5 protein-coding genes are annotated in these 8,408 nt (G+C 37.3%); 4 read left to right on the top strand and 1 reads right to left on the bottom strand.

Going from position 1 to position 8,408, the window contains the following annotated elements; translation table 11 throughout:
• The first annotated feature begins 16 nt into the window (after positions 1–16).
• The gene (gene pbpC / locus ACOVO2_RS09050) at positions 17–2,281 is read left to right on the top strand and encodes a penicillin-binding protein 1C (protein WP_421769650.1); all 2,265 of its coding nucleotides are present in this window, start codon (positions 17–19) and stop codon (positions 2,279–2,281) included.
• Between the two features lie 54 nt (positions 2,282–2,335).
• On the opposite strand, the gene rpsA is transcribed toward pbpC, so the two are convergent.
• The gene (gene rpsA, locus ACOVO2_RS09045; protein WP_421769647.1) at positions 2,336–4,165 is read right to left on the bottom strand and encodes a 30S ribosomal protein S1; all 1,830 of its coding nucleotides are present in this window, start codon (positions 4,163–4,165) and stop codon (positions 2,336–2,338) included.
• A gap of 373 nt (positions 4,166–4,538) precedes the next feature.
• On the opposite strand from rpsA, the gene ACOVO2_RS09040 reads away from it, so the two are divergent.
• The 3 genes from ACOVO2_RS09040 to ACOVO2_RS09030 all read left to right on the top strand — a co-directional run bounded on the left by ACOVO2_RS09040 (position 4,539) and on the right by ACOVO2_RS09030 (position 8,352).
• A complete protein-coding gene (locus ACOVO2_RS09040; RefSeq protein ID WP_421769649.1) occupies positions 4,539–5,000 on the top strand; it encodes a nucleoside deaminase in 462 nt (153 codons plus the stop codon).
• A 189-nt stretch (positions 5,001–5,189) separates the two neighbouring features.
• On the top strand, positions 5,190–5,816 hold the full coding sequence (locus ACOVO2_RS09035) for a superoxide dismutase (protein WP_421769646.1): 627 nt from the start codon (positions 5,190–5,192) through the stop codon (positions 5,814–5,816).
• 196 nt (positions 5,817–6,012) lie between these two features.
• Positions 6,013–8,352, top strand: a complete 2,340-nt coding sequence (locus tag ACOVO2_RS09030) for an SLBB domain-containing protein (RefSeq protein WP_421769645.1) — start codon at positions 6,013–6,015, stop codon at positions 8,350–8,352.
• Positions 8,353–8,408 lie beyond the last annotated feature (56 nt).

The raw sequence follows: 8,408 nt of genomic DNA, 5'->3' as shown, positions 1-8,408 counted from the left end.
GGGTGGGGCTGTTTTTATCGTCGTTTTAGTAGCGTTAAATATTATTTTTCCTCCAAAAGTAAATGTTCCATATTCTACCCTCATTACCGATAAAAAAGGAGAAATCTTACATGCTTTTTTGAGTAAGGATGAAAAATGGCGAATGTTTGTAGAGTTGAAAGAAATAACGCCCACGCTCCGAAAAGCTATTTTGGCAAAAGAAGACAAGTATTTCAATTATCATTTTGGGGTAAATCCTGTAGCTATTTTTCGAGCAGCTTTCAATAATATTACCAAAAATCGAAGAACTTCGGGGGCGAGTACAATCACGATGCAGGTGGTAAGAATGTTGAACCCCGATGAGCGAACGTACTGGAATAAAATCTCCGAAATCCTTCGAGCAATTCAACTCGAAATCTTCTATTCTAAAGACGAAATCCTGCAAATGTATCTCAATCTGGTGCCTTATGGCTCAAATATCGAAGGTATCAAGTCGGCTTCGTATTTGTATTTTCAGAAATCACCCGATAGATTAAGTTTAGCCGAAGTAACTACGTTGGCAATCATTCCCAATCGCCCAACAAGTTTGCGATTGGGAACAAAAAATCCATTAATCGTTGAAGAACGCAATAAATGGCTAAAACGATTTCAACTAGCAAAAGTATTTGATAATCAGTTGATTAGCGATGCTTTGCGAGAACCATTAACGGTTGCTCGGCATGAAGCACCGAAAGATGCCCCGCATTTATCACTAAGGCTTAAAAAACAGTTTACCGATGAGGCCATTATTCATTCGAGCGTCAGCAAAGCCACGCAAACTAAAGTCGAGCAGATGGTGGCAAATTATGTAAATCGGACAAGGGCTATGAATATCAATAATGCGGCAGTTTTGGTAATCAATAACGAAACGATGCAAGTGGAGGCATACGTTGGTTCGGCAGGATTCAATGATAAACTCGACGGTGGACAAGTAGATGGTGTGCAGGCTATTCGCTCACCAGGAAGTGCTTTAAAGCCACTTTTGTATGCTACCGCTTTCGATAAAGGAATCATTACGCCTAAAAATATCATCAACGACGTACCGACAAATTTTAATGGTTTTGAACCAGAAAATTTTGACCGAAAGTTTAACGGAAAAGTATCGGTCGAGTTTGCTTTGGCCAATTCGTTGAATATTCCAGCGGTAAAAGTGGTAAAAGATTTAAGCAAAACAACGCTCATTGAGCAACTCAAGAAAGCTGATTTTCAGACAGTTAAAAAACAAGAAAAAGATTTAGGGCTTTCAATCGTACTTGGTGGTTGTGGTGTAACGCTCGAAGAAATGACACAACTTTACGCTGCCTTTGCTAATAATGGAAATTGGAAGAAGCTCAACTTCATTACCCCCCTCTCCAGTCGGAGAGGGGCTGGGGGTGAGGTGCTTATTTCCCCATCAGCTACTTATCTAATTACCGAAATTTTGGCTCAAATTAAACGCCCAGATTTGCCTAATAATTTTGATTATACTTATCGTTTACCAAAAATTGCTTGGAAAACAGGTACATCGTTTGGTCGTCGTGATGCTTGGAGTATTGGCTATAATAAAAAATATACGGTTGGTGTTTGGGTTGGAAATTTTTCGGGCGAAGGCGTTCCCGAATTGAGTGGAGCAGAAATTGCTACGCCACTGCTTTTTCAGATTTTCAATACGATTGATTATAATACTTCGAGCGTTTGGTTTCGTCAGCCAAAGGAAGTTGTATCTCGCCAAGTTTGTGCCGAGTCAGGCGATTTGCCGAGCGAATATTGCAGCAACAAAATCTTAGATTATTCTATCAAGAATATTTCGCACACACGTAAATGTACGCACCTCAAGAAATTCTACGTAAACCTTTCAGAATCAATGAGTTATTGCACACAGTGCTTGCCTATAGATGGATATAAAGAGAAACTTTACAGCAATCTCGCTCCCGAATTGCTTAGTTTTTATGAATTAAAACATATTCTTTACGAAAAGATTCCGACCCATAATCCGAATTGTACGAGGTTTTTCAAAACAGCTAATAATGCACCGATTATTACCAATCCGAATAATGGAAGTGAATATTATCTGAACCAAAATGATACGCAACAAATGCAGTTAGCCTGCCAAACTGCGAATGATGTGCGAGAAGTATATTGGTACATCAACGACCGACTATTACAAAAAACATCAGCTAATAAGCCAGTTTTTTTTACACCAAGTCTCGGTAAACTCAAAATATCTTGCACTGATGATAAAGGCAGAAGTAGTAGTATTTCGGTAATGGTGAAAGAAGAGTAAACAAAAAGGCTTCCCTTACGAGAAGCCTTTTTTGTTATATTACTTAGAAACTAATTAAGCTTCTGCCTCAGCATCTGTTGATTCTGCTGCTGCATCTTTTTTCTTAGAAAGTTTCTTTTTCTCGCCTTCTACCATTGCATCTTTCAATGCAGAAAGAGCTGAAAGGTCGCCAAGAGTTGATTTCTCTTCAGGAGCAGATGCTGCTACTTCTTTTCCACCTTTTTTCTTAGCTTCTTTTGGAGCTTCTTCTTTTGGAGCTTCCCAAGTTTTAGAGTGAGAAAGCATGATTTTCTTCTCTTCTTTGTGGAATTCCAATACTTGGAATGTCAATTTCTCACCAACTTCAGCTACTGTTCCGTCAGCTTTAGCTAAATGCTTCAACAAAGCATAACCTTCGATTCCGTATGGAAGCTCAAGTGTTGCTTGTTTGTCATTTTTAGAGATAATTGTACACTCTTGGTCTGAACCTACTGTGAAGATATGCTCAAATGTATCCCAAGGATTTTCTTCTAAGTGTTTGTGGCTAAGAGCTAAACGACGGTTCTCGCCATCTAATTCTAATACCATTACTTCAAGAGCATCACCAACTTTCACGAAGTCAGATGGGTGTTTGATTTTCTTAGTCCAAGACAAGTCAGATACGTGAACTAAACCATCAATACCTTCTTCTAATTCTAAGAAAATACCGAAGTTAGTCATGTTACGTACAGTACCAGTGTGTTTTGTGTTCACTGCATACTTGTTGATAAGGTCTTGTTTAGTCCAAGGGTCTTCAGTCAATTGCTTGATACCCAATGACATTTTACGCTCGTCACGGTCAAGAGTCAATACAACAGCTTCAATTTCGTCACCGATTTTCAAGAAATCAGATGGGTTACGTAAGTGTTGTGACCATGACATTTCTGAAACGTGGATTAAACCTTCAACACCTGGTTTCAATTCTAAGAAAGCACCGTAATCAGCGATGTTTACGATTTTTCCTTTAACTCTTGAACCGATTGATAATTCAGCAGCCAAAGAATCCCAAGGATGAGACTCCAATTGCTTCATACCTAGCGAAATACGTTTCTTGTCTTCGTCAAAGTCTAAAACTACAACTTTGATACGTTGGTCAAGTTTCAATAATTCGTTCGGGTGGTTGATACGGCCCCAAGAAATATCAGTGATGTGTAATAAACCATCTACGCCACCAAGGTCAATGAATACTCCGAAGTTAGTGATGTTTTTAACCACACCTTCCAATACTTGTCCTTTCTCAAGGTTAGTAAGGATAACCTGACGTTGTGTTTCGAGGTCTTTCTCGATAAGAATTTTGTGTGAAACTACTACGTTATCGTTAGTATGGTTGATTTTCACAACCTTAACTTCCATTTTCTTACCAACGAAAATATCAAAGTCACGAATTGGTTTCACGTCAATTTGTGAACCTGGCAAGAATGCCTCAATTCCATAAATATCTACAATCAAACCACCTTTTGTACGGCGTTTTACCAAAGCGTCGATAATTGCATCTTCAGTAAATGATTTTTCGATGTTGCTCCAAGCAGTCAATACTCTTGCTTTTTTGCGAGAGATAACCAATTGGCCCATTGCATCTTCTTGTTTTTCGATGAAAACTTCCACTGTATCACCTACTGCAAGGTTAGGAAGGTCACGGAATTCAGAAGTCGAAACTAAACCGTCTGATTTAAAACCGATGTTAAGCAATACTTCACGGTCAGTGATACCCACTACCGTTGCCATTACTACATCTTTTTCTGTTACATTAGCAAGCGTCTCTGAGTAGAGTGCTTCTAATTTTGCTTTTTCGTCGGCTGAGTAGCCTCCGCCAATACCTCTTTTGGTGACCTTATCCCAGTCGAAATCTGCAATTTGTGCTGCCATAATATGTTGATTTTTAGCTCTTTATACATCAACCCGTCGAGCTGCCCGTGTTGAAAATTGTTAAAAATAAAGTATTCCTTTGCAAAAAGGAGTGCAAAATTACTAAAATTTCTGTAAAAACAACCTTTTCAAGTCGAATATTTTTACTTAAAAAGCTGATTTTCAACGAAAAATATGGATTGAGTGTAGTTTTTTCTGATTGCTGGAGAAAAGAAGCTAAACAAGAGACAAAAGAATGCAATTACGCTGAATTGAATTCTTTTTTACAGTCTAAAACCTCTTGTCTTTTGTCTAATGCCCGCAATTAGTAGTTTTTTCTCACATTTCATATCTCATATCTCACATCACAGCTATCTTTGCGGAAAAAGCAAAAATTGTGGTAAAAAACTATCCTTTATATTCGCACGAATACTTCATGGCAAAAGCCCTCGATTTGGCTATTCAAGCGGGTGAAGCTGGCGAAATACCAGTCGGAGCAATCGTAGTGGCTGGTGGAAGTAAAATTATAGGTAAAGGAAGCAACCAAACCGAACAGCTAAATGATGTAACCGCCCACGCCGAAATCATAGCCATAACTGCCGCAACTCAATTTTTGGGAGCAAAATATTTGAAAGATTGTACACTCTACGTCACACTTGAGCCGTGTGTGATGTGTGCAGGAGCATTACATTGGTCGCAGATTGACCGCATAGTTTTCGGAGCATCTGATACTAAAAGGGGGTTTAATCGAGTAAGTCCGTCGATCCTTCACCCCAAAACGAGTGTTGTAAAAGGCATTTTAGAAACCGATTGCGAAATGCTTCTAAAGAATTTTTTCAAAGGTTTGCGAACATAAAATTAAAAGTTAGCGTTTACGGTTTAGTATTGATAAGTAGTCCACAGTCAATAGTCGACAGTCCACAATGGTATAAAGTGTTTATTAGTAATGGTTTACACAAATACTGATGTCGTTTATTTTCAATCATCTGCTTACAAATAGCGTAGCATAAAATTATCATCTAATATATTAAATTTTATTTCAAAAATGGCATATACACTCGAACCCCTACCGTATGCAAGTGACGCTTTAGAGCCACACTTCGACAAAGCGACCATGGAAATTCACCATGACCGTCATCACCAAGCTTATGTAACAAACCTCAACAATGCAATTGCTGGTACAGAAATGGAAAGCCTTTCATTGAAAGAGTTATTAGCAAATATTAGTAAATATCCAGCACCAGTTCGTAACAACGGTGGCGGACATTTCAATCACGATTTATTCTGGAATATTCTTTCGCCAAACGGTGGAGGCGAACCTTCAAGTACATTGGGTGCCGCAATCGACGAAACTTGGGGTTCATTGGCTAATTTCAAAGAAGAATTTAAAAAAGCAGCAATCGGCCGTTTTGGTTCAGGTTGGGCATGGCTTTGTGTTGATGACCAAGAAAAACTTTTCATCACATCAACTCCAAATCAAGATAATCCTTTGATGGATGTAGCCGAGAAAAAAGGTATTCCAGTTTTAGGTTTAGATGTTTGGGAACACGCATATTATTTAAAATTCCAAAACAAACGCCCAGATTATATTGATTCGTTCTGGAATGTTGTTAATTGGGAAGAAGTACAAAAACGTTATTCAAATGCGAAAAGAGTAATTCCAAACGCATAATTTTATAGGACGACGTACATAATAGGGGTAGGTTTTGGCAACAAAATCTACCCCTATTGTTTTTTGTTTTATTCTATTATTTGAGTGTTAACATTTGCCAAAAAATAAATAAACAAAATTTATTTCATTAATTTTACGACTTAATACTTAGTTTTGTGTTTTAATCAACGCCATTTTATTCATAGGCAGCTTCAAAATGAATCTAAAAAAACAACTCATTCATTCGATAAGTAAACTTTCTCTTTTTGTTTTTATTGGCCTTTTAGGGTTTTCTAATGTTTATGCACAAAGTGTTGATGAACTATCAGATGACCAAATTCAGCAGTTCATGAAACAAGCTCAAGAGAGCGGAATGACAGAAGAACAACTCATGGCAGCGGCGGCAGCTAAAGGCTTTGGAGCAGCAGATATTTCTAAGTTCAAAGAACGAATGACAAAACTTCAAGCCGATAAGAAAGGCCCTGTTAATACAAATACCACTGATACTGAAAGAAGATTAAACGATACAACTTCTACTAAAAGTGTAAGACAACAAATTAAGGAAGATAGTACGGCCATAAGAAGAGAGCAATACTACGGACTCAATTTGTTTAATAATAAAAAGATTGTTTTTGAGCCTAACTTACGCATCCCAACACCCAAAAATTATATCTTAGGAACTGGGGATGAGTTAAATATTTCAATTACTGGTTTTGCAGTTCAAACTTATAAAGCTAAAGTTTCTCCAGAAGGAACTATCCAGATTGATATACTTAGTCCAATTTATGTAAGTGGTTTGACAATCGAACAAGCCCGTGAAAGAATCATTAATAGATTGAAAAGTCGATTTGCCGGCTTGAATAGTTCAGGTGGTGGTTTATATGCAGACATAACTTTAGGAAATATCAGAAGTATTTCAGTAACGGTTATTGGTGAGGCTCTTCAGCCAGGAACTTTTACTGTACCATCTCTCGCGAATGTATTTAATGTTCTTTACGCCTGCGGAGGCCCATCTGAAATAGGCTCGCTAAGAAATATAGAAGTATTTCGTAATGGAAAGGTTATTAGGACATTAGATGTTTATGATTTCTTGTTGCATGGTGACCAAAAGGATAACATCATTCTCCAAGACCAAGATATTATTCGCATTCCCTACGTAGATACGCGTATTTCTCTTATCGGAGAAGTAAGGAATCCTAAAATTTTTGAAGTAAAAAGAGGAGAAACATTGAAAGATGTTTTAACTTTTGCAGGTGGTTTTAAAGAACTAGCTTACTCAAAAACAATTTCATTGGAAAGAGTTACGCCAACCGAAAAACGTATTATTAGTATCGACCAAAATGAGATAGCTACGTTTATTCCTCAAAAGGGAGACGTTTACATGATTGGTAAAATATTGAACCGTTTTGAGAATATTGTTACAATCAAAGGTGCAGTTTACAGAGAAGGAAATTACGAATTAGAAAAAGATATGACCGTAAAGCAGTTAATTTCTCGTGCAGAAGGTTTGAAAGAGGACGCTTTTAAAGAGAGGATATTACTGAAAAGGGAAAAAAATAATCTTGAGCCAGAAATTATCCCCCTTAATCTATCTAAAATAATCAGTGGCGAAACAGAAGATATTCGTTTAAAGTTAAAAGATACCTTGTTCATTAAAGCAGTGAAGGATTTACGTGAGCGTTTTACTGTCACGATAAGTGGAGCGATAAATAAATCAGGAACGTATGAGTTTGCCGATAATATGACCGTTTCAGATTTAGTAACAATGGCTGGCGGTTTTACAGATGGAGCATCAGCCTCAAAAATTGAAATCGCTCGAAGAATTAAGGGGGATACCGTTGGGATTTCAAAAGAACAATCAATCAAGATTGAGACAATAGATGTAGATAGAAATTTAAAAGGAACTGAAAGCAAAAAATTGCTGCTAAAACCTTTTGATAGAGTGTATGTACGCACCCTTCCTAGATATGAAGAGCAAAAGAATGTTACTATTACAGGTGAAGTCTTTTATCCAGGACCCTATGCGTTAAGAGATAAAAAAGAAAGAATCTCAGATTTAATTACCAAGTCTGGGGGAGTGAAAAGTGAAGCGGATTTGGGAAGTGCGAAGTTTACAAGATTAGGAAAGGTAATAGGTGTTGATATTTCTAATATCTTACAAAACAGAAATGACGTTAATAATTTAATTCTCAACTCAGGTGATGCCTTAGAAATTCCACGCAAAAAGGAGACGGTAACTATCAACGGGCAAGTTTATAACCCTACTTCAGTTCCGTTTACTTCAGGTTTAAAACTCAGAAAATACTTAGATTTAGCAGGTGGAACTACAGACAGTGCTTTTGTCAAGAAAACTTATGTAAGATATGGTAATGGTAGACTTGATCGCACCAAAAGCTTCTTGTTTATCAAAGCATACCCTAAAATTGAAAATGGTTCTGAAATCATAGTGCCAGTTAGACGAAAATATAGATGGACACCCGCAGAGCGTATTGCTGTTAGTACCGGGGTAGTATCTGTAGCTACCTTAATATTCACTATTTTTAACGCTACTAGATAAAAATAACTCAAAAGAATTATCATGGAAGAAGAAAAAGATATAATTAGCATTGATTT

Source organism: Emticicia sp., assembly GCF_049241225.1.
GTDB lineage: Bacteria > Bacteroidota > Bacteroidia > Cytophagales > Spirosomataceae > Emticicia.
This window is presented reverse-complemented; position numbering and strand designations above follow the sequence as displayed.